Consider the following 21,736-nt stretch of genomic DNA (forward strand, 5'->3'; position numbering starts at 1 on the left):
AACTCGCGAGTTGAGGGAGATGTCCCTCTTATGAAAAACGTCTTGGTTTTCTTCAGAAAGATCAACCAAACGTTCTCATGTTCTCGCATGGTTTCAGCTGAGTGTCAATGACGGTCAGTTGATTTTCAGTCTCGGCAGACTTTGGTGGGGTCTTTCAGTTTCTCCGTTGTGGGGCGATTGTGAAGTCGTGTCAGGAGTCGGAGATTTGCCTGTCAGGTTGTTTTTTGATTTCTTCGCCGCCTCAAGAATAACGGCTACAACTGATGATATTGCTTCGTTGTTTTGCCCAGTTGCCTGAGCGTGTTGTTGCCTTGGGTTTGTGCGTTGGAATGCTTCTGGCCGGGTGTGCTCAGAAGCCAGGTGAGCAGGCAGTGCAAGAAGCTCCACCTGTTTCAGTGGTCTATAGCACTCCGCTTAAAGTCCCGATTGTCGAATGGGACGAATTTGTTGGTCGACTGGAACCAACGGATTTCGTGGAGATCCGAGCCCGAGTGAGTGGCTATCTGGACTCAACGAACTTTGAAGAAGGGCAAATCGTCAAGAAGGGCGATCTGCTGTGCGTGATTGACCCACGCCCGTTTAATGTGGAAGTGCGTCGCGCGACATCAGAAATCCGCCGCGCGACTTCTCAGGGAAAACAGGCGGCCGCCACTGTTTTGCAGGTTGAAGCTGAGGTGCAAGAAGCGGAAGCCAGACACGATCTGGCAATCAAGCAGCTTGAGCGATCCAGTATTCTCGTCCGCCAGAACGCGGTCTCTCAGGATGATTTTGACGTTCGCGAATCCGAAGTTCGTCAGTCTGCGGCCAATCTTCGTGCAGTCAAAGCTCGACTGGAACTCTCTCGCACACAAGTCACCTCTGCAGAAGCTCAGTTGAATTCGGCGATGACTTCGCTGGCCGCGGCAGAATTGAATCTTGAGTACACCCAGATCAAAGCACCGATTACAGGACGTGTCAGTTCGCTCCATGTGACGGAAGGGAACTTGATCACCGGGGGAGCAACTCAATCGACATTGATCACCACGATTGTTTCGCTGGATCCAATCTACTGTAACTTCGATGCGGACGAACTTTCCTTCTTGAAATATGAGCAGCTCTCCAAAGAAGGAAAGCTGGGGAGCAATCGATCGGTTCAACATCCGGTCTATGTCGGTCTGGCTAATGAGGGGACTCAGTTTCCGCACGTGGGCCACCTGAACTTCGTCGACAATCGACTCGATCAGGGAACCGGTACGATGCGATTGCGAGCGGTCCTGCCGAACCAGAATCTTGATCTGACGCCAGGGTTGTTTACTCGGGTCCGAATTCCAGGCAGTGGGCGATATGAAGCTGTTCTGATTCCTGACTTCGCGATTGGAACAGACCAGGCAGAAAAGTTCATTCTTGTGATCGACGAAAAGAACACGATTCAACGTCGAGTCGTAAAACTCGGGTCGCTGTATCGTGGGTTGCGCATCATTCGCGAAGGACTCTCCAGTGGCGAGAAGTTCGTCCTGCGTGGAGTTCAACGGGTGCGTTCCGGCTCTGTTGTGAGCGGTGAAGAAGAGGTCATCGCAATGAACGACGATTCATTGCCTGATACCGTTGAACCGATTCCCAAAGACAAATCGATCTCTCGGCAGGTCCACACTGTTCGTCCAGTCGAAATGCTGGCTGATGAACAACCTGAGCAGATTGTTGTCCCAGTTTCACAATAACGATTTCTGCACGCAGCGGCTGGTGTCACCAGACGCCGGCCGAGTCTCCGGGGCAGTGTTTCGTTCTTGATGCCTGCACTTGCTGATGACGAATTTTTCTGACAGGAATTCGAAAACAGCTGACAGAGTGGCCAACTCATTCGCACGATTTTCCAGACCGCCTGCCTCGCACGGTCGCTGATTGAATCTGGTTCATCATTATGAGGTTCGCCCATTTCTTCATCGACAGGCCGATCTTTGCCACGGTGATTTCAATCATCACTGTGGTCATTGGGGCGATTGCTTACCTGGCGCTGCCGGCCGCACAGTATCCAGACGTCGTGCCGCCTACGATCGTGGTGAGAGCTTCTTATCCCGGGGCGTCTCCTTCCGTCATTGCAGACACTGTGGCGACTCCGATCGAGCAGGAAGTCAACGGTGTCGAAGACATGCTGTACATGTCGTCGCAGTGTACGACTGATGGCCAGATGCAGCTGACGATCACGTTCAAGCTGGGAACAGATCTGGACAAGGCTCAGGTTCTGGTTCAGAACCGCGTGGCGATTGCGGAAGCACGACTCCCTGAAGACGTCAAACGTCTGGGGACCACGACAATCAAAGCGTCTCCAGACTTGCTGATGGTGATTCACCTGATCTCCCCAGAAGGGAAATACGATCAGCTCTATATCGGTAACTATGCGTTGATTCAGATTCGTGACGCACTCGCACGCGTGGATGGCGTTGGTGCTGTGAATCAGCTTGGTTTGCGTGAATACAGTATGCGTATCTGGTTGAATCCCGACCGGATGGCACACCTTTCATTGACGCCAGCAGATGTTGCTGCGGCTCTTCGCGCCCAGAACGTGCAGGTGGCCTCCGGGGTGATTGGTCAACCTCCATTAAACCGTCCCGCTGACTTCGAATTGATCGTCAGCACGTTGGGGCGGTTACTGGAGAAGGATCAGTTTGAAGACCTCGTTGTCCGCACCGGTGACGACGGTCGTGTTGTGAAAGTGAAAGACATCGCCCGAGTTGAACTCGGCGGTCGTGAGTTCACGATTAACAGCTATCTCGATGGGAATCCTGCGTCGTCCGTCGCAATCACCCAGCGTCCTGGTTCGAATGCACTGGCAACTGCGGATGCGGTGGAACGCGAGATTGAACGGCTGTCGAAGGATTTCCCGGAGGGGTTGGAGTATCGCATTGTTTACAACCCAACCTCCTTTGTTCGGGAGTCCATCGACTCGGTGATCCATACGCTTTTCGAAGCGGCGATTCTGGTTGTGATTGTGGTATTGCTGTTCCTGCAGAACTGGCGGGCGAGCTTGATTCCACTTGTGGCAATTCCGGTTTCTTTGATCGGAACATTTGCTGCGATGTCAGCGTTTGGGTTCTCTCTCAACATGCTGTCGTTGTTCGGGCTGGTGCTGGCGATCGGGATCGTTGTGGATGATGCGATCGTGGTGGTTGAGAATGTGGAACGACATATTTCCAATGGTCTCTCTCCAAGAGAGGCATCCTATAAAGCAATGACTGAGGTGACTCCGGCGGTCATCGCGATTGCCGTCGGTTTGACAGCGGTGTTCGTGCCGACAGCATTCATCTCCGGGATCTCTGGTCAGTTCTATCGGCAGTTTGCTCTGACAATCGCCGTGTCGACACTGTTGTCAGCATTCAACTCGCTGACACTCAGCCCGGCGTTGTGTGCCTTGCTGCTGCAACCGCACGGGGCGAAGAAAGACTGGTTCACTCGTGTCTGGGACTTCTGCCTTGGTTGGTTTTTCAAACTGTTTAACCGTGCGTTCGACTGGACCACTGATCGTTATGCGAGGTTTGTCGGCTGGAACTTGCGGGCGGTCGTGATCCCACTCTCGATCTATGCCGGGTTGGTGGCTCTAACTGGATTTGGCTTCACGAAAGTCCCGACGGGGTTTATTCCTCAACAGGATAAACAGTATCTGATTACAGTTGTGCAATTGCCGGACGGGGCGTCACTCGCACGAACAGACGCGGTGGTGAAGGAAGCGACAAAAATTATTCTGAAGAACCCGGAAGTGGCCCACGCGGTCGGCTTCGTTGGTTTCTCAGGAGCGACCCGAACAAACAGCCCGAACTCGGCGGCGATTTTTGCTGTGCCGCATCTTGGAAAGGATGCACACAAGCAAAAGGGGCCCATTATTAATCAGCTGGGTGCGTTGCAGAAAGAACTGTCTCAGATCAAAGATGGTAACGTCTTTGTGATTGGACCTCCGCCTGTGCAGGGGCTTGGAACATCCGGTGGATATAAGTTCCTTGTTCAGGATCGTGGTGGATACGGCCCGAAAGAGTTGCAGGCTGCCACTGACGAACTGGTTGCCAAGGCGAATCAGGATTCGACGCTGCGAGGAGTGTTCACCACTTTCCGAGCATCAAGCCCTCAGTTGTTTGCCGACATTGATCGCGTGAAAGCGAACATGCTGAATGTCCCGGTGACAAATGTGTTTGACGCATTGCAGTCCTATCTTGGAACGGCTTACGTCAACGATTTCAACCTGTACGGTCGAACGTTTCAGGTTCGTATGCAGTCGGAAGATCAGTTCCGCGATCAGGCAGAAGATATTCGTCGGATCAAGACCCGAAATGCTCAAGGGCAAATGGTTCCGCTGGGCTCCGTGATGGACATCCGCTGGGAAAGCGGTCCAGACCGAGTTGTTCGTTACAACATGTATTCTTCAGCAGAAGTGCAGGGGGATACGGCACCGGGATTCAGTTCTGGACAGTCGATCGCCACGATTGAGCGTCTGGCACGAGAAGTCCTGCCACCGGGAATGTCGATTGCCTGGACCGATCTGGCTTATCAGCAACAGCTGGCCGGAAATACGGCGTTGTTCATCTTCCCGTTATGCGTTCTGTTTGTGTTCCTTGTGCACTCAGCAGAGTATGAAAGCTGGTCTCTGCCACTTGCGATCATTCTGATCGCTCCAGTCTGTTTGCCGTTTGCATTGCTCGGTGTCTGGGTGCGTGAAATGGATAACAACCTGATCACGCAAATCAGTTTCGTGGTGTTGATCGGTCTGGCGGCAAAGAATGCAGTGTTGATCGTCGAGTTTGCGAAGCAGCTCGAAGAAGAAGGAAAGTCGTCGTACGACGCGGCGATCGAGGCCTGCCGTCTGCGTTTGCGGCCGATTATTATGACATCGTTCGCATTTATTCTCGGGGTGCTTCCACTTGCGAGAGCCACCGGGCCAGGATTTGAATTGCGTCAGGTTCTGGGAACGGCCGTGTTCTCTGGAATGCTTGGTGTGACGTTGTTCGGATTGATTCTGACTCCGACCTTCTATGTCGTCCTGCGATATCTGTCGACAAAGCTGTGGGGGGGCAAGCTGGGCGGACATAGTCACCATGGCGGCTCGCACCATTCACCGCAACATTCACACTCAGGGGCGATTCAGGCCCATACAGACCTTTCAGCAAAGACAACAGAGGTCGTGTAAGCCAAGTCTCGTTCAGGGGCCTGTCGTTGAGGCCCTGTTCGCTGCGGCTTGATGACGCTTATCGAGTTAGAAATCGAAAGATCGTTCACCTCCGTGATTCTCGCGGGGGTGATTTTTTTGATACACGCATTCGTTTGAGAGACCACTTCGCAAACCGGAATTCCTCTCAGAGCGCTGAGGTCCCGTTGAGACTCCCTTCTGCTTACAACTGATACGACCGGTGGAAACCGGGCGGGTTTTGGAGGTTCAAATACGTTTTTGGAGTGTTTGGTCAAATCTTGCGAAATCTAACGAAATCGTCAGGTATGGTGCATTTAACTCATCTCTGTATTGCGGCGAAGCATTGGCTTCTGTCTGCGGATGTATGCGAGGACTGATGCCAAGAATTGCTGCCACGGAATGCTGAACCTGTAAGAAGACTGTCAGGCGACTCAGAAGTTCAAGCCGCCGCAGTTTCTGTGAATGAAGGCCTGTTTTCACGGTCTGGACGTTGTGATTTCCGTTGGGAAGTTGAACTGCACCTTTTGACGATATTGCCCTATTCATGCACTCATTTGAGATTCCAGACGACCTGATAACACGAGAAGTGTTGCTGGATGAACTGAATGATGAGTTCATCAAAGAGTGGGGGCGACTCGCGAAACGGTCGATGCATTCCAATCCGTTCCTTCATCCTCAGTTCATCCTCGCTCAAGCCAGGTATCTGTCACCCAAGGATGCGTTCTCGTTATGGGTGGTTGAGAATTCCAATCGGGAACTCGTTCTGCTGACGCCTGCTCGTCCGGTCAGTGCATCGTCGCACATTCCTTTTCCACACCTGAACGATCACATTTCTGCTTATCAGTTTCAGGGGGGAATGCTGGTCGATGGAACTGCCACGCGTCAGGCGATTCTGGCGTACCTGCACTTTTTGAAGTCGACGCGGTTTCGCCACGGGATGGCGATGAACTGTGTGTGTGTCGATTCACCGTATGCAGAGACGCTCTACACATCGGCCGCATTGACTGGATTTCAGGTTCATCTGAATCATGTCTGGCCGCGAGCCTGTCTGAAATTGGGTGAGGTCGATCGCACTCAGCTTTTTGATACCTGCCTCTCCAAAAATCGTCGCAAGTCTCTGCGTCGTGCGCATTCCAAATTACAGCGTCGCGGAGCAGTGGAATTTCGGGTGATCAATTCCGCCAATGAAGTCCCGGCAGCGGTGGCCCGATTTCTTGATCTGGAACAGCGGGGTTGGAAACGAGATGCCGGAACTGCCATGGGGTGTGATCCGGCTCACAAGTCGTTCTTCGAGACGTTTGCCAATGCGATGGCAGCAGAAGAGGGAATTCTGTTTGGAGAACTGCTTGTTGGCGGCAATGTGATTGCATCGACATGCAACCTGATTGCTGGCAACACGCTGTTTGCATTCAAGATCGGCTGGGATTCAGCTTATGGGGAAGGAAGTCCCGGTGCCTGGGCTGAGATCGAACTGGCGAACTACGTTGCGACAATGATGCCAGAGATCGAACTGATGGATAGTTGTTCGGCCTCGGGCTCTTATCTGGATCATCTGTGGCCGCATCGTCTGGGGATGGGCAATATTGTTCTTTTCCAATCGCATCGGGCCGTTCTGTATAGCGGCGTGCGAAAGGCTCTCCGGTCTGCAAAAAGACTGATCTGGCCTGTTCTCGAACCGACTGCTCCAGAGAAATTGAATTAACCTGTCTCGGTCTCTCATGTGACCGCGCAGCAGCCTTCCTGGCAGGAAAGAAGGTTAAGCCGCGTCGACTCAAGAGAAGCGGTTTTAGCGGATTCCGCTCGCTTGCTGGATCGTGCCATCTTCTGGAGTGCGAACGACTGGATTGCGATTCGGGTTCGCTGCTGGAAACGATTCAATCGTTGTGATGATCCGCTTTGTCTGACGGAATTGAATTGAATTCTCGACGTGGACCAGCATCTCGATTGTACGGTCGATTCGGCTCTCTTTGGGAAGACCGGTGTCGCGGTAGATCGTGCATGACCCCAGCGTGTTCCCACCTTTCACAACGACATGCAGGCCGGGATACTGCGGATTTGAGAGCGACGTCGAAGGCGTAATCGTTCCACGAATGTCGATCACGGCGAACTTGTCCGTCAGTTCTTTCAGTGTGTAGAGGTTACTGACATGCATTGGTAAAGGACGATCGATGTGCTGTCGACGATCCCATGAATCGCCGGGCGACGTTTTCTTTCCATACGGAAGCAACCCGATCGTGTTGTCGACGAAGTTGGCAATCCCAGAGTCTCCGGAACTTGCTTCGATCCCCAGAACAACGTCCTGACGCATTTCAGGAGGGACATTTCGCAGGCTGCGCTCAATGAATTCCGAGAGCCCATCCACTTCAACAATCTGGTTGTCATTCCCGATCCAGAAAGAAAATCCATCGTTCACCATATCTCGATACGCGATCGTCTGCGGTGAAATGGATTCCTGAGGAACGCTCGAATCGAAATGAACCGACTCATCGGCGATCTGGTGTTGATACTTCACTCGGTCATAACGGACAGCCAGACGCACCCGTTCGTCTCGCTTTTCGAGAACCGAGATTGCCAGCATTATTTCCAGCTGAGAATGGTTGTCGCTCGTCATTCCGTTCTGGGAATGCTGCGTCAGATGTTGTTGGACGGTCTTTCTCAGCGGGAACTGGTCACCGGGTTGCAGGCTCAAGCCAAGAAACGCCGACGTTGTGTGGCTCGCCAGTTGAATCTGCCCTGAATTTGAAGAGCCTTTCTCTTCGGTCATCCACGCAGGCAGTTCCACTTCAGAATCGCTTGTCCCTGACTTTTGATTGCAGCCAGACCACGCACTCGCCAGGAGAGCAATAAGAACACACCACTGCTGACGACCGAACATGATTTCCTCCTGAACTCAATTCGCGGCATCTTGCCACGCCTGAGGCAGTCCGTTCTCCAAGAACCACGTGCCTGAGGATTTAAGCGGAAAGTACCATCCGGCGAAAAACGAAGCCAGATCATATTGGCTTACGCGTTGGGTGCGTGTAAGTCCCTGTTTTCAAGATGTTTACGTGCGTGGCTGGGAGGAGGGCATACACCGCGTGATACGCTGGCATCGCGTTGCGATGCTGATTCAGGGGGGAAGACGCTCTGTCAGTCACCCGCGAAGATCTCAATTCTGTGATCTCAATTCGCTCTGGTCGAGCACTTCCTTGAGGGCGTCGATCGCCTTCGGATAGCGGAGCGTCAGGTTGAGCGACTGTCGGGTGAATGTATTATCGCAACGTTTTCCGAGACCTGAATCGTCGCCGGGGGAAAACGTTGGCGTCGGAGCGCCGACGAGTTGAGTGATCGCAGTGTAGAACGACTTTCGTTGCAGAGGAGCGTCGTCACTCAGCAGATAGAGCGGGGCGATTGTGGGACGCTCGACTAATCTAAGAACGGCCTCAACTGCATCGTCAACATGGATGAGATTCAGCCATGCTTCTGGATTTCCTGTCAGAGGGACTCCATTCTTCAACTGGTCAATTCTGGCGATCAACCGTTGTGGCCCATAGAGCCCTGAGAGTCGCAGTGTCGTTGCTGAAGGAATGGCACCAGATTGTTGGAATTGAATGACAAGTTGTTCCGCAGTTAAACAGATCTCTCCGGCCTCGCTCTCAGGTTCACACAACGAAGATTCGTCGACGACTTCGCCATTGTTCTGCCCGTATACGCTCGTACTGGAGATGTAGAGCAGCTTTGAAATGCGACCAGTCCGTGATTGGAGAACATTCAGTAGCCCAGTGACATAGACTTCTCGTTTAGAAGCTGCAGCGGTGCGATCATACCCCACGGAATACAGGCAGACGTCTGCTTCAGGAAGCTGCTTCAAGGTGTCAGGCTGAAGAATGTCGCCGACCACGGGGTGAATGCCTTGGGACGCCCACTGACGAGCTCTTTCTTCGGAACGAGTTAGGGCAGTGACGTCATGGCCTGCTGACAGCAAACGCTGTGCGGCACGGAGTCCGAGATACCCACAACCGATGATCAAGATTCGCATTCTAGAAGGACCTCGAACTGAGCATTTTCTGCGATGAAAGTTGATGTCGGAGACTCGGTTTCGAAAGTTTGAATGCTTCGGTTGTCGCGACGGAATGACTTGAAAAACGAGCCCGTCTATTTGACCTTATAGCCGCGGGAAGAGAGCAGGGCTTTGACTTTTTCTCGCTGTTCGCCTTGAAGTTCGATGATCCCTTCCTGAATCGTTCCGCCTGCTCCACATGTCGATTTTAACAGCGTGAGCAAGTCCGGAATATGAGTTCCTTCGTCGACCAGCCCACGAATGGTGGTGACGTTTCTTCCCCCTTTGCGGCGCTCAAGGGCAAGCTTCAGTGTTTGTTTACCGGGCGGTGTCCGGACTTCTGCTGGCGGAGGGCAAGTGCATTCCGATTCGAGTTTCTCGCAGATCGCGCAATGTGGAGGACGATCAAACTGAGTGCCGGAGAACATTCCCATGTTAGTTCAATACTCTGTGTTGGAACCGGAGATCACATGGGATCGCCTGTCGGTTCAGACGGAAGTTCTGTGATGTTGAAGATGGGGAGCCAATAGCTCGGCCCATTGAAGTGATGTTCTGTTACAGGCACCAGCGTTGCAGCATCTGGACGTACATCTGCGTTCCTTTTTCAAGGTCGGAAAGAGAGACCCATTCGTCAGTGGTGTGGGCCTGAGCAATATTTCCCGGTCCCATGATGACACAGTGCTTCAGGTCCATGAACCGTGCGGCATCGGTGCCGTATGCCACCGTCCTTGGCCGAGGCGAATCGGCAAAGGTCAGACACTCTTGGACGTATGGAGAGTTTGCATCCCGATAGAAGGGGATCGAGCGAAAAACCTGATGAAACTCGAGTCCATACTGAGCCGTCAGTGACTGAATTCGCTGCAGGATTGGATCGAAATTGATCCCTGGCATTGCACGAAGATAAAGTGTGCAAATGCTCTGGGCTGCTGTGACATTCATCGCAGGATTGTAGTCTGAGATTCCCAGATTCAGCGTTGAAGTCGGAGGATCGAATTCATCGTTGCGCCATTCAGGGGCCGATTCCAACTCAGCGTAGAGAGCTTGCATGTCATTGAGAAACGGAATCATCTTCCAGTTTGCATTGATCCCCAGATTGGAGCTGGAGTGGGCTGCAATGCCTCGTGAGGTGACGCGTATTCCGCAGCCCCCTTTGTGACCATAAATGACTTCGAATTGAGTCGGTTCGCCGACGATGCCACGAGTCTCGCCTTCGACCATTTCTCGATAGAGCTGAGATCCTGAAGCAACCCGTTCGGCTCCGAGCATGCCGACTTCCTCGTCTGCCGTTGCGCAGAGATAAATCGGTTCTCGCAGAGGCCGATCTGCGATCTGGGAAATCGCTGCCAGCATGCAGGCCAGCGACCCCTTCATGTCTGTGCTTCCTCGCCCGTAAAGTCGTCCATCACGAACGGTCGGGGTGAATGGGCCATGCTCCTGAATGGACCAGCTTCCAACCGGGACAACATCTGTATGACACAGATACGCCATCCCTCCGCGACCACTGCCAAGTTTGGCAACCAGGTTTGCTTTGTGAACTCCATTTGGGTCGACATAGTCAACTCGTTCGAGGTCGAAATGGAACTCGCGTAGCCACTGCGCGAGATGGTCCGTGACGGCCACGTTGGATTTCGAGCTGACTGAATCGAACTCAATCAATTCACTTGCATATTGAACTGCGCTGGTCATAGAAAAGAAGGTCATTGGAGGCGAAGTGGATCGCCAGGAAAACGGAGATTATTCAGAGATATGGAACTGTTTTGTGACTGCAGGGCAGCGGAACGTCAAGGTGGAATTCCAATCACACCAGTCGGAGGAACGTCCTGTATCCTTCAGCAGATTGACATCCATTCTTCTCGGCGCCTGTGTTTGTTCTTCTGAAAAACAAAGGAGTCCGGCAGTATTGTAGAGCGAATTGGCTTGAGTGCAAAAAGCTCCTTGTCTGAGTCAACTGCAGCGAGCCCAAATGATCGACCGAATTGGGTTAGTCGTCGTGAGGTGGTTCTGGATCGAGGAGGTGAAAGTTGGTTTCCACTGCCAGCAGGCCACGTCTGACCTGTCGCGTCTCTGCAGAGCTGACAGGGACGACGATTCGCCCGTTGGAGAGTGGAATTTTCCATTCAAACTCCCCGGTCCTTGAGTCAACCGGGATGTCTCGATCGTCAATCTGAAGTCGAGCGCGCGGGCTGGTTCGCCCCTGAATCAAAAAGAATCCCTGAACCGTCAATGATGGAGGCTCGGACGAATCGAATGCAGCTGAAAACGTTGAGGGTGTCAGTAATCCGGCATTCTGCTGAGAAGAGTGTCGCTTTTGGGTGTGCGTGGTTGGCCCGGAATGCAGGATCGAGAAGAATCGCCCTTTTCCAAAAAGGGCCCCATATTCAATCTGAAGCGTGATCGGGCGATGGGGAATGCGCACGATCCATTCGTGGGCGTCTTTGGGGATTTCAATCTGCTGCAGGAGTTCCTTCACACCGGGGCCAGAATCATTCTGCTCAATCTGGTGAAGTTTGAGGACTCTTTGGCTACGCAAGGCATCGTGACTCATTGCTGATTCAGCCCGAGCCGCAGTTTTCCTGCTGATTGTCCATCTGATGTGCAACCAGCCGTCGATAACTTCGTTAATATCGAGCAGGTCGTTGTCATCGGACTCGGTGGCGGAATTCTTCTCTTTATCTACCGGGGCAGGTGAGGTAGCAAGAGGGCTTGAGCTTGAACTCGATAAGGGCTTGTCATGAGGCAGTTTTACCGTGAAATCGGTGTGCTGCTGATGTTTGCCCATGAGTCTCTCCTGCAGTTTGACGGTGACAGCGAGTCTGGATTGGCTGGCGAGCGAGATGCTGAATGGGAGGAAACCTGCGGCTGCTTCCATTTCGGAAGAGTGGCAACGGAGTCCATCGTCAGTCTCTTTCCCATCATCAGGAATTCCCATTCCAAAGGGAAGATCAACCAGTCGGAAGTTGAATGATCACTGGACTCTACCGCCAAGTTTCATCGCTTCCAATCAATTCCTGAATGCCATTTTTGACACGTGAAATTGACTTTTCTGGGAGGGCCCGACTCAAAAATGGGGATTCCAGAGGGCTTCGGGAAGGCTCCTTTGACTTCGCATTTCACCAGAACTAGACTCCCAGCATGGTGATCGAACGAAACAGATTCGTCTGAAAGTTGTGGCACCGATGGCTAAGGAACCCGATCGAACACGAAGAATGGGGCCTTGGCAAGCGTTGGGTTGGGCAACCCAGTTGTCAGCGATTCCTTTAGAGCTCGCAGTTTGGGCGTTCTTGGGATATTTAGCTGATCAAAAACTGGGGACAGAGCCGTGGCTGCTTGTAGGGGCAGGCATGGTTGGCTTGTGTGTTTCGATGATGCATCTCTGGCAGCTTGTTCGGGCGATTGATCGCTCTTCTGGCTCTCCATCTGGAAAATCTCGGTGAAGGAACTTGCAGCTCAGTTGGGGTTGTCTATTGTGGCGACTCTCGTTGCTTGGCTGGCATGTTTGGCTGGAGCTTGGTTTGTCATCGGGCCTGATCAGGTCAGGCCGATTCTGGTTGCGGGACTTGTCTCGCTTCCGATTGGTTTACTGTTGGTCTGCTATTTTTATGTTTTTGGGGTGAATGCCTCCGCGTTAGTTTTGGGGTCGCTTCTGCGGGTTTCAATGACGTTGGGGATCGGTGCCGCTGTTGCGTGGCAGTTGGGGATTTGGGGCAGGCCATTTTTTTTGACTCTCGGAGTCATCTATCTGGCGAATCTTGCTTTGGAAACCTGGGTGGTTTACAAGCAAAACGATTCCGCTTCCAAGTCTCGTTCGTCTTCGATTTAGTTTGTCGTTCGGGATGGCATGTGGCATGTTGACATTAGCCGCTCACGGTACGTTTCATCACGTCTATGACGCAAATGGGTTTGAACTCCCGTTTGGCGGCTTCGTGCCAGTTCATTCACTTGGGTTTGGTTTTACCAAATTCATGTTGCTGCAGTTGATCGCAGCATTTCTGGCCTTTGTGATCTTTCGTGGATTGTCAAAGCGAGTCGCTTCCGGCCAGGTTGCTCATGGATGGTTTTGGAATTTTTGGGAAATGCTGGCTGTCTATCTCCGTGACGAACTTGTTCGTCCGGTGATCGGCGATCCAGATGCCCATAGTCATAAGCATGATGATCACGGTCATCATCAGCATGTCATTAAAGAAGCCTTGCACCTTGATCCGCATGCAACGGTCCGTTCTGCGGTCAAGAGTCATCCAGCTGATCGGTTTCTTCCGTTTGTCTGGTCGAGCTTCTTCTTCATCCTGTTCTGTAACCTTCTTGGGGCTCTGCCTTGGGCTGGTTCAGCAACCGGAAATCTCAGTGTGACTTTGGCTCTCGCCGCGATTGCGTTTCTCGCAACGTTTTATCACGGCGTGAAGCAAAATGGGGTTGTTGGCTTTTGGACGCATCTCGTTCCAGCAGTGGATGCACCAGGTGCATTGAAGCCAGTTCTCGTTGCCTTGTTGTTTGTGATTGAAGTGATCGGCTTGTTCATCAAGCACAGCGTGTTGGCTGTTCGTTTGTTTGCCAACATGATGGGTGGACACACCGCTTTGGCTGCGATTCTTGGCTTCATCGCCATCGCGGTTGATAACAATTTGAATTCAGCCTTGTATGGAATGATTCTCGGCGGCAGCTTGATTGGGCAGATCGGTGTCGGTCTCCTGGAGTTGCTTGTTGCGTTCATCCAGGCATATGTGTTCGCATTCCTGTCGACCATCTTTGTTGCGATGTCGCTGCACGAACACTGATTTTTAGTACGACTATTAAAAGACGTCCGCTGCGGCGGTATTCGCGAACTTCTGGTTCAGACATTTTCAATGTGAGGAGTCTCCTAGTGAATCGTTTCTTCCAAATTTGCTCCGCCATGGTTGCGGCTCCGCTTGTGTTTGCCAATTCAGCATCTGCAGCTGAAGGTACTGCCGTTGTAGCTGAAAGTGTTGCAACCGTTTCCAACTTTGGTCCAACCATCGGTGCCGGGATGATCATCATCGGTGCAGGTCTGGGCATTGGCAAAATCGGTGCTGCTGCTATGGAAGGGATGTCACGTCAGCCAGAAGCTGCTGGCGATATCCGCGGGGGAATGATTCTCGCTGCAGCTCTGATCGAAGGGGTGACTCTCCTCGCTCTGATCGTCTGCTTTGCTCGCTAATCTGGATCCGTCACTCAAAACTCAGGTGCACCTGTTGGGTTTTCTGGGATTGAGTGACTGAATACTGTTGCAGCTCCTCTGCGGACGAAAGAGGATGAAGATATTTCATTCCTGGAGTTCTGGCGGAAGCTGTTGACAGGTAGGTGCGTTTGCGACCCCGCTGGTGGGGTGATTTCTGTGGTCAAGTCGGTTGAGTGGACCATGTGTGAGTGTCAACGTTTTCGACGCAGTCTCTGGGGGGCGGTACTTGCTGCTGTCCTGGTGTGCTTCGTCAATGGTGTGGATCTGTCTGCAGCTGAACCAGCTGCGGCCGCGGTCGACCACGATCACGCGGCGGAGGCGAGCCATGCTGGGCATGACTACAACAAGCCACCGCTCTATTTCGACCTGACAATGTTTCTGTTTACGTTTGTTGTGTTTGGCGGATTTCTTCTCGTTATGAGAGGATCTGTCTGGCAACCGTTGATTCATGGGTTAGACGCCCGTGAAGGACGGATCGCTCAGGCGGAGATTGACGCTGAAGGTGCACGTAAAGAAGTCGTTCAGCTCGCAGCTCAAGCCGAAGCGAAACTTGCTGAAGTTCATCAGCAGGTTGCCGCAATCCTGGCTCAAGCCCGATCTGAGGCCGAAGCAGAAAAAGCACAGATCACTGCAGCAGCAGACGCTGAAGCACAGAGAATTAAGCAAAACGCCTTAGACGCCATCTCCCGTGCTCGACTCGATGCAGTTGAACAGTTGGGGAAGGTGACAGACCAGCAGGTTGCCCTGGCGACCGAACACGTTGCTGGATTCCGGATCTGATTTAATGATCCACCGTTGTTGTAGGGCTCAGTATGACGCCTGCGACTGTGGTGGCAAATTTGCCCGCATTGTTAGAAATTGAACCCTTCTTGTTTGGTTAGCTGATGCAGATTGCACGGCGATCTTCAGGTGGGAAGATTTGGTCAGAGTCTTGCCTTGGTGGTGTTGGGTGAAGTGATTCACCTTGCAGAATCCAGATGAAGTCTTGATCAAAACGTTAGATTTGTTTTGGGTTGTTGTATTAAGGTTTCGTTGGTGGCGACCATGCGTGAATTGCAAATCCTGTTCGCCTGTTTGTTCCTCCTGGCATTAGGGGCGATGTCTCCTGCTGCCTCAATGGTTCAGGCAGCAGATACCGGGCATGCGGCAGCAGGCGCTCATGGTGACGATGCTCACCATGCATCGTATTCGTTCTGGTCAGATCTTCCGTTCTGGTCGTTTATTGCGTTCCTTGGTTTTCTTTTCGCAATCAAGAAGCTTGGTCTCTGGAGTCTCCTCGTTCGCAGCATGGCTGAACGTGAGAAAGCAGAGTCCGAAGCGATTAACATTGCCGAAGGTGATCTTTCAGTTGCCCAACTGGCACTGCGAGAAGCAAAAGGACGTATCGAAGCTCTGGATGGCAATATCCGTGAGATTTTCGATGAAGCAAAACGGGACGTGACCTCGACAAAGAATGACATTCTCGAAGTAGCACAGAAAGAGTCAAAAGCGACTCTACAACGTGCTCAAGCTGAGATTGAACGAGTTCGTGATCAGGCCCTCAATGAAATCTTCTCGAGTCTGGCAGACAAAGTCGCTGTACAGACAGAGAAAAGGCTGCGTACAGGATTGAGTGCACAGGACCATAGTCGCCTCGTCGACGATGCTCTTACTCAGTTTGCAGTTCGATAGTCCAAAGCGAATTGATTCCAGTTTTCCGATAGTCCGTCAGCAGAATTTCAGACATGGCCGACGTAAACAACTCTCCCCGTCCTGCACACGTCCTGGAAGATCCCAGTTCACAGGCGGTGGCGCGTGTCTATGCCGTGGCTTATTTGAATGCGGGTCAAACCGCTGGATCCAGCAATCCGTTAGAGGATCTGGTTTCGTTCCAGGAGGACGTTGTTGCCGCAAATCCTCAGTTGGCGGAGCTGCTGGCTTCGGAAGTAGTTACAACTGAGCAAAAACTGGGACTGTTGGAACGCACTGTCATTCCTGCAGCCTCTCCATATTTTGCGAACTTTTTGAAGGTGCTGGCTGAGCACGACCGGCTAGCACTGATTCCTGTCATTCTCAATGAGGCGCGAGCAGAATTCGAACGCCGCACTGGGAAAAAGCGGATTCAGGTGAGAAGTGCCGTGCCGTTGAGCGACGATCAGCTTGGCAGCATTCGAAATCGAATTCAAACTGCCCTGAATCTGGAGCCGATTCTGATTCCAAGTGTGGATCCAGAATTGATTGGCGGGCTGGTGATTCAGGTTGGTGATACTGTATATGACGGGTCGCTGAAAACGCGGCTGAAAAACTTGCGGCAGCGACTGCAAAAGGGATACCTCCATGAAATTCAAAGCGGACGAGATCGCTTCAGTTCTCCAGAAGGAAATTGAAAGCTTTCAGGGTCAGGTGCAGACCTCGGAAGTCGGTCGCGTGATCGAAGTCGGTGACGGCATCGCACGGGCTGTCGGTCTGTCCTCGGCCATGGCAGGCGAGATGGTCGAGTTCTCAAACGGAGCTCGAGGTCTTTGCTTCAACCTGGAAGAAACTTCCGTCGGTATCATCATTCTCGGGGATTACCTCGGGATTCAGGAAGGCGACGAAGTCAAGACAACCGGAACGCTGTTGTCGGTTCCAACCGGCAATGCGTTGATTGGTCGCGTCGTTGATCCATTGGGGAATCCACTCGATGGAAAAGGTCCGATCATCACAAGTGATTCGCGACCAGTTGAATATCCAGCAGCAGGTGTGGCTCAGCGCCAGCCTGTGAAGCAGCCGCTCCAGTCCGGGATCAAAGCGATCGACGCGATGACTCCAGTCGGACGCGGTCAGCGTCAGCTGATCATCGGCGACCGCAAAACCGGTAAGACTGCAATCGCTGTCGATACCATTCTGAACCAGAAGGGCGGCGATGTTATTTGCATCTACGTCGCTTGTGGACAGCGTGCAGCAAACGTGGCTTCGGTTGTGGAAGCTCTGACAGCTCACGGTGCAATGGATTACACCATTGTCGTGTCTGCTTCAGCAGCAGATCCAGCTCCATTGCAGTACATCGCACCATATGCTGGTGCTGCAATCGCCGAGCACTTCATGTATCAAGGTAAACATACTCTGGTTGTCTATGACGACCTGACAAAACAGGCTCAGGCTTATCGTCAGCTGTCATTGCTGATGCGACGCCCACCAGGCCGTGAAGCGTATCCAGGGGACGTGTTCTACTGTCACAGCCGCCTTCTTGAACGCGCTGCAAAGTTGAGCAACGAACTCGGGGCTGGTTCGATGACGGCACTGCCGATCATTGAGACCCTCGAAGGGGAAGTTTCGGCATACATTCCGACCAACGTGATTTCGATCACTGACGGTCAGATTTACCTTGAGCCGGATTTGTTCTTCGCCGGGGTTCGACCTGCGATCAACGTTGGTATTTCCGTTTCCCGCGTGGGGGGAAATGCTCAGACAAAAGCAATGAAAAAGATTGCTGGTTCGTTGCGACTCGACCTTGCAGCTTTCCGCGAACTGGAAGCATTCGCTCAGCTCGGAACCGAACTGGATCCAGCCACTCAGCGACAGCTCGACCGCGGTTACCGTATGGTTGAACTGTTGAAGCAGCCACAATACGAACCATTGGGTTCCGCCGACTCGGTCATTTCGATCTATGCGGGTACCAAAGGTTACTTCGATAAGGTTCCAGTCTCGAAGGTCGCAGAAGCTGAGAAAGCCCTGCTGACATTCATGAAGGACGAGAAGAGCGAAGTTCGCAACGCTCTGATCGAATCTCAGGAACTGACAGAAGAGATTGATTCAAAGCTGAAAGCCGCACTTGCCGAATTCCAGGCTCGTTACGACTCAACAGCAAAGTAGTTGAAATTCACTCTGGTTGAGCAGTGCCTGCATTGGTGCTGCTCAACCGATGAGTGACGTTTCAATGTGAAGCGGTCTAGGACAAGTGCCTAGCATGTGCCAGCACAAACAAATGCTCGCTAGCGAGTTGTGTGAGTGTGTGGCGGACGCCGAAACAGAATTAGAACGCTCTAGTAACTTCTCATGGCCAAAGCACGTGCACTGGTGAAACGCCGCAAGGCGGTCCGTAACATCCGCAAGATCACGCGGACGATGGAACTCATCGCCACCGCTCGATTCAAGAAAGCCATGGATCGCGCGACTGAAGCGGCTGCGTACACTCGTAAGATCAACGAGATCGTTGCGGACCTGTCGCAGGCAGATCTCGATTTTGATCACCCGCTTCTCAAGAAGCCTGATGTGACTCAGAACGTGACAGTCCTCGTTCTGACATCGAATCGAGGTTTGTGCGGCGGTTACAACGGCGGTACTTTGCGTGCTGCTGTGACGCGGATGCGTGAGATCACTGCTGCTGGGCAGAACTTGACTGTGGAAGTCTCCGGAAAGCGGGGGCTCTCTTTCATGAAGTTCGAAAAGCGTACGGTGAATCAACAGTACACGAACTTTGAAGACAAACCTGGTTTCGATGAAGTCAATGAGATCGCGGATCGATACGTCGCTGATTTCATCGCTGGACGATTGCATCGTCTGGAGATCATCTATCAGAAGTTCGTGTCAGCGGCCCGACAGGTTGCGGTAGTTGAAACATTGCTGCCATTTGGTGATCTGGCAGTCGCCAAAAGCGGTGAAAAGACCGCTGCGGTCGATTATGAATTCCTGCCAAGTGCAGGGGAAATTCTGCAAGAGATCGTACCAGCTGCGTTTAAAGCTCGGTTCTTCAAATGCTTCCTCGATGCGGCTGTCGGTGAACAGATTGCTCGAATGGTGGCGATGAAGTCAGCAACCGAGAATGCGGATGAGATGATTCGCGATATTTCACAAGAATACAACCGAGCACGTCAGTCTCAGATCACTTCGGAGTTGGCGGAAATCATCGGTGGAGCATCGGCTCTCGAGTAATCGAGATGACCAGCTGATGAAGGATCATAATTCGCTTCCTGTTATGATGGGATTGCGAGTTTAGGACAAATGCTCGACTGGCGTTTTGTCGTCCGCAGAGAACTGGGATACATCAAAGCGATAACCCTTAGCGAGGTTGATGGGCAGAATAACGAGTACGGCGGAATTCCTCAGGATGACATCATCCTGAATTGAATCAGTCTCTCCCGGATTTCGACTACCCATTACCCACTCTCAGAATACATGAGCACAGATACAGCAACTAATATCGGCCGAGTGACTCAGATCATCGGTTCTACCTTCGACGTTGAATTCGCAGAGGGGCACTTGCCGGCAATTTACAATGCCGTCAAAGTCACTGCCGAAATCAAAGGGATTCGTATCAACGTCACTGGCGAAGTGCAGCAGCACCTCGGCGGTGGACGCGTTCGTTGCGTGGCACTTTCATCAACGGACGGTATGGTCCGAGGGATGGAAGTTCTCGACACTGGCGACGCTTTGTCGGTTCCAGTTGGTAAAGAGACCCTGAGCCGCGTGTTCAACGTTCTCGGTGAGCCAATTGACGGTCGTGGACCAGTTGAAACAGCCGAAAAATGGCCAATTCACCGTGAAGCTCCAAAGCTTCAGGATCTGTCTTCCAAGACGGAAGTCTTCGAAACCGGGATCAAGGTCATCGACCTGTTGACCCCGTTCGTCCGCGGTGGAAAAGCTGGTCTCTTCGGTGGAGCGGGTCTCGGCAAGACCGTTATTTTGACCGAGTTGATCGCTCGTATCGCTCGTGAGCACGGCGGATACTCAGTGTTCGCCGGGGTCGGTGAGCGTACCCGAGAAGGGAACGACTTGTGGCTCGAAATGCAGGAAACGCAAATCGGTGACACCGGTCGCTCTGTTATCGAACAGACATGTATGGTGTTCGGACAGATGAACGAGCCACCTGGTGCTCGTCTTCGCGTCGCGTTGACCGGTCTGACAATGGCAGAATGGTTCCGCGATACAACCGGTGCTGACACCCTGTTGTTCGTCGACAATATTTTCCGTTTCTCACAGGCAGGTTCGGAAGTGTCGGCGTTGCTCGGACGTATGCCGTCCGCAGTGGGTTACCAGCCAACTCTGGGAACAGAGCTTGGGCAGCTTCAGGAACGTATTACTTCCACCAAGAAGGGTGCGATTACATCCGTGCAGGCCGTTTACGTGCCAGCGGACGATCCGACAGACCCAGCGCCAGCAACGGCGTTCAGCCACTTGGACGCATTCATTTATCTCGAACGTAAGATCTCTGAAAAGGGGATTTATCCGGCGATCGATCCATTGGCATCGTCGTCACGAATTCTCGATCCAAACGTGGTCGGGGAACGTCACTATACAGTGGCCCGTCGCGTTCAGAAGATTCTTCAGCGATATCGCGAACTCCAAGACATCATCGCGATTCTCGGGGTTGAAGAACTTTCCGAAGAAGACAAACTCGTCGTGTTGCGTGCCCGTCGTATCGAACGATTCCTGTCACAGCCGTTCTTCGTGGCAGAAGTCTTCACCGGTAAACAGGGTAAGTTCACCAAGCTCGACGAAACCATCACTTCGTTCGAAGAACTGTGCGATGGTAAGTGGGATCACTTGCCGGAATCCGCGTTCATGTACGTCGGTGGAATTCAGGAAGCGGTCGAACAGGCCGAACGGATGGCAAAGAACTAGTCATGTCTCCGGGATGTGTGGCTCTGGGCTCTTTTCAAAGAATGGGTTCAGCTGAAGGCGAGTTCCTTCGAATGCCACATTTGTTCTGGGGTGCATTTAAGGCAGATCTCAGCCTGATTTCGCTCGTATTGGTCAGAAGCGACCGCATACAATTGTGTGCGGTGGTTTCGAGCCTGCACTCGGAATGTCGAGTGTTGTTCTTCTCTTCTACTTTGTAAGTATCGCCATGGTTGCTGCTCAACAATTGCAACTCGTTCTTGTCACTCCGGAAACGACACTGCTCGACCTGCCGGTCAAGACGTTACGTTTTCCGCTGTTTGACGGATTGATTGGAATTCTCCCGGGCCGCGCTCCGCTGGTGGGACGACTTGGTTTAGGGGAGTTGAAGTTCGAGACTCCATCTGGAGCAAGTGAGCATTACTACATCGAAGGTGGGTTTGCTCAGGTCAAGGGTTCGGTTGTGACTCTGCTCACAAACCGGGCTGTTCCAGTCAGTAAGATTGACGCTGATAAAGCTCAGGCTGATTTGAATGCTGCTCTCGCCAGCACACCTGCCGATCAGGCGGCACGCGATCAGAAGAAGCACGTGATTGAACGCAATCGCAAGCTGATCGAGATGAAACGCAAGAACTAATCTGTTGCAGTCTCAATCGATTGCACAGTATGAGATATCAAGACGCAACCCGGATCAGTTTGGTCCGGGTTGTTTTCGTTTCGGGATATGCCCGTTGCAGCGAACCCTAACGCTGTGAAACGGAACTCTCAAAGTGCG

General features: G+C 52.4%; 20 protein-coding genes. 15 read left to right on the top strand and 5 right to left on the bottom strand.

What is annotated here, in order from left to right:
* Positions 1–263 precede the first annotated feature (263 nt).
* The 3 genes from SH527x_RS19105 to SH527x_RS19115 all read left to right on the top strand — a co-directional run bounded on the left by SH527x_RS19105 (position 264) and on the right by SH527x_RS19115 (position 6,851).
* Positions 264–1,697: an efflux RND transporter periplasmic adaptor subunit gene (locus tag SH527x_RS19105; protein WP_437192289.1), complete on the top strand. Its 1,434-nt coding sequence runs from the start codon at positions 264–266 to the stop codon at positions 1,695–1,697.
* 200 nt (positions 1,698–1,897) lie between these two features.
* A complete protein-coding gene (locus SH527x_RS19110; protein WP_437192290.1) occupies positions 1,898–5,149 on the top strand; it encodes an efflux RND transporter permease subunit in 3,252 nt (1,083 codons plus the stop codon).
* A 544-nt stretch (positions 5,150–5,693) separates the two neighbouring features.
* Positions 5,694–6,851, top strand: a complete 1,158-nt coding sequence (locus tag SH527x_RS19115) for a GNAT family N-acetyltransferase (protein ID WP_437192291.1) — start codon at positions 5,694–5,696, stop codon at positions 6,849–6,851.
* An 84-nt stretch (positions 6,852–6,935) separates the two neighbouring features.
* Here SH527x_RS19115 and SH527x_RS19120 read toward each other — a convergent pair whose 3' ends face one another.
* From SH527x_RS19120 to SH527x_RS19140, 5 genes are all read right to left on the bottom strand, one after another.
* On the bottom strand, positions 6,936–8,024 hold the full coding sequence (locus SH527x_RS19120) for a DUF6263 family protein (RefSeq protein ID WP_437192292.1): 1,089 nt from the start codon (positions 8,022–8,024) through the stop codon (positions 6,936–6,938).
* A 273-nt stretch (positions 8,025–8,297) separates the two neighbouring features.
* On the bottom strand, positions 8,298–9,167 hold the full coding sequence (locus tag SH527x_RS19125; protein WP_437192293.1) for an SDR family oxidoreductase: 870 nt from the start codon (positions 9,165–9,167) through the stop codon (positions 8,298–8,300).
* Positions 9,168–9,283: 116 nt separating this feature from the next.
* Entirely contained in the window at positions 9,284–9,622 is a 339-nt protein-coding gene (locus tag SH527x_RS19130) for a translation initiation factor (RefSeq protein ID WP_437192294.1), read from the bottom strand.
* 121 nt (positions 9,623–9,743) lie between these two features.
* Positions 9,744–10,808 carry a M20/M25/M40 family metallo-hydrolase gene (locus SH527x_RS19135; protein ID WP_437192295.1) on the bottom strand — a complete coding sequence of 355 codons (1,065 nt, stop codon included), beginning with the start codon at positions 10,806–10,808 and terminating at the stop codon, positions 9,744–9,746.
* 361 nt (positions 10,809–11,169) lie between these two features.
* Entirely contained in the window at positions 11,170–12,117 is a 948-nt protein-coding gene (locus SH527x_RS19140; protein WP_437192296.1) for a DUF4912 domain-containing protein, read from the bottom strand.
* Positions 12,118–12,364: 247 nt separating this feature from the next.
* On the opposite strand from SH527x_RS19140, the gene SH527x_RS19145 reads away from it, so the two are divergent.
* From SH527x_RS19145 to SH527x_RS19200, 12 genes are all read left to right on the top strand, one after another.
* Entirely contained in the window at positions 12,365–12,622 is a 258-nt protein-coding gene (locus SH527x_RS19145) for an AtpZ/AtpI family protein (RefSeq protein WP_437192297.1), read from the top strand.
* Complete coding sequence (locus SH527x_RS19150; RefSeq protein WP_437192298.1) at positions 12,619–13,008, top strand: hypothetical protein; 390 nt, start codon at positions 12,619–12,621, stop codon at positions 13,006–13,008. The genes SH527x_RS19145 and SH527x_RS19150 overlap by 4 nt, the downstream gene beginning before the upstream one ends.
* Before the next feature lie 25 nt (positions 13,009–13,033).
* Positions 13,034–13,960, top strand: coding sequence for a F0F1 ATP synthase subunit A (gene atpB, locus SH527x_RS19155; protein ID WP_437192299.1), 927 nt, complete (start codon positions 13,034–13,036; stop codon positions 13,958–13,960).
* Between the two features lie 86 nt (positions 13,961–14,046).
* A complete protein-coding gene (locus SH527x_RS19160; protein ID WP_437192300.1) occupies positions 14,047–14,361 on the top strand; it encodes an ATP synthase F0 subunit C in 315 nt (104 codons plus the stop codon).
* A 201-nt stretch (positions 14,362–14,562) separates the two neighbouring features.
* Positions 14,563–15,162, top strand: coding sequence for an ATP synthase F0 subunit B (locus tag SH527x_RS19165; RefSeq protein ID WP_437192301.1), 600 nt, complete (start codon positions 14,563–14,565; stop codon positions 15,160–15,162).
* Positions 15,163–15,426: 264 nt separating this feature from the next.
* Positions 15,427–16,053, top strand: a complete 627-nt coding sequence (locus SH527x_RS19170; protein WP_437192302.1) for a F0F1 ATP synthase subunit B family protein — start codon at positions 15,427–15,429, stop codon at positions 16,051–16,053.
* Positions 16,054–16,106: 53 nt separating this feature from the next.
* A complete protein-coding gene (atpH, locus tag SH527x_RS19175; protein WP_437192303.1) occupies positions 16,107–16,748 on the top strand; it encodes an ATP synthase F1 subunit delta in 642 nt (213 codons plus the stop codon).
* Positions 16,699–18,216, top strand: coding sequence for a F0F1 ATP synthase subunit alpha (gene atpA, locus SH527x_RS19180; protein ID WP_437192304.1), 1,518 nt, complete (start codon positions 16,699–16,701; stop codon positions 18,214–18,216). The genes atpH and atpA overlap by 50 nt, the downstream gene beginning before the upstream one ends.
* A 183-nt stretch (positions 18,217–18,399) precedes the next feature.
* Entirely contained in the window at positions 18,400–19,275 is an 876-nt protein-coding gene (atpG, locus tag SH527x_RS19185; protein ID WP_437192305.1) for an ATP synthase F1 subunit gamma, read from the top strand.
* A 69-nt stretch (positions 19,276–19,344) separates the two neighbouring features.
* A complete protein-coding gene (locus SH527x_RS19190; protein WP_437192306.1) occupies positions 19,345–19,470 on the top strand; it encodes a hypothetical protein in 126 nt (41 codons plus the stop codon).
* A gap of 48 nt (positions 19,471–19,518) precedes the next feature.
* Complete coding sequence (atpD, locus tag SH527x_RS19195; protein WP_437192307.1) at positions 19,519–20,964, top strand: F0F1 ATP synthase subunit beta; 1,446 nt, start codon at positions 19,519–19,521, stop codon at positions 20,962–20,964.
* Between the two features lie 184 nt (positions 20,965–21,148).
* Positions 21,149–21,598 carry a FoF1 ATP synthase subunit delta/epsilon gene (locus tag SH527x_RS19200; protein ID WP_437192308.1) on the top strand — a complete coding sequence of 150 codons (450 nt, stop codon included), beginning with the start codon at positions 21,149–21,151 and terminating at the stop codon, positions 21,596–21,598.
* Positions 21,599–21,736: the final 138 nt, after the last annotated feature.

It is taken from the genome of Planctomicrobium limosum (assembly GCF_051465645.1).
GTDB lineage: Bacteria > Planctomycetota > Planctomycetia > Planctomycetales > Planctomycetaceae > Planctomicrobium.